This window comes from Streptomyces sp. SID3343 (assembly GCF_009865215.1).
Lineage (GTDB): Bacteria > Actinomycetota > Actinomycetes > Streptomycetales > Streptomycetaceae > Embleya.
In genome coordinates, this window is the sequence record NZ_WWJX01000674.1 from 1 (window position 1) to 1207 (window position 1207).

The window sequence follows — 1207 nt, forward strand, 5'->3', positions numbered from 1 at the left end:
CCCGCGCATCGGGTCCCGTGTACCGAGTCCCGCGTACCGCGTCCACGCAGCCGGTCCCGTGAACCGGGCCCCGCGTACCGATGCGCGAGTCGCGAGTCCCGCGCTTGGAGCCCGATATTGTCGATTCGTCGCTCAGTCGGTTCGCATCGACCCGGTCTCGGAACGGATCGTGTGCGCCGCCGCCACCAGGTGTTCGAGCGCCTCCCGTACTTCCGGCCACCCACGCGTCTTGAGCCCGCAGTCCGGGTTGACCCACAGCCGCTCGGCGGGCAGCGCCGCGAGGCCCGCTCGCAACAGTTCCGCCACCTCGGCGACGCCCGGTACGCGCGGCGAGTGGATGTCGTACACGCCCGGGCCGACCGCGCGCGGATAGCCCGCCCCGGTCAACTCGTGCGCGACCTGCATGTGCGAGCGGGCCGCCTCCAAACTGATCACGTCCGCGTCCAGGTCGTCGATCGCGGCGAGGATGTCGCCGAACTCGGCGTAGCACATGTGCGTGTGAATCTGGGTGTCCGGCCGCACCCCCGCCGTGGTGATCCGAAACGCCTCGCCGGCCCAGGCCAGGTACGCAGGCCGGTCGGCGCTTCGCAGCGGCAGCGTCTCGCGCAGGGCGGGTTCGTCGACCTGGATCACCGCCGCGCCGCCGGCCTCCAGGTCGAGCACTTCGTCGCGCAACGCCAACGCGACCTGACGGGCGGTCTCGCCGAGCGGTTGGTCGTCGCGGACGAACGACCACGCGAGCATGGTGACCGGCCCGGTGAGCATGCCCTTGACGGGCCGTTCGGTCCGCGACTGCGCGTAGCCGGTCCAGCGCGTGGTCATCGGTTCCGGGCGGGAGATGTCGCCGGCCAGGATCGGTGGACGGACGTAGCGGCTGCCGTAGGACTGTACCCAGCCGTGCCGGGTGGCGAGGTAGCCGGTGAGCCGCTCGGCGAAGTACTGCACCATGTCGTTGCGTTCGGGCTCGCCGTGGACCAGGACGTCCAGGCCGGCCTTCTCCTGGAAGGCGATCACCTCGTCGATCTCGGCGGCGATTCGCGCGTCGTAGCCCGCCGCGTCGATCCGGCCCGCCCGCAGATCGGCGCGGGCGACCCGCAGTTCGCCGGTCTGCGGGAACGACCCGATGGTGGTCGTCGGCAACAGCGGCAGCCCGAGTCGGTCCCGCTGCGCATCGGCGCGTACGGGGTACGGCTGCGCGCGGCGCGCA

The 1207-nt window shown here is 71.9% G+C and carries 1 protein-coding gene; it reads right to left on the minus strand.

The features are described 5' to 3' along the window. Positions 1-132 precede the first annotated feature (132 nt). A partial coding sequence (gene metE / locus GT354_RS20660; protein ID WP_161357827.1) for a 5-methyltetrahydropteroyltriglutamate--homocysteine S-methyltransferase occupies positions 133-1207 on the minus strand: 1075 nt, incomplete at its 5' end.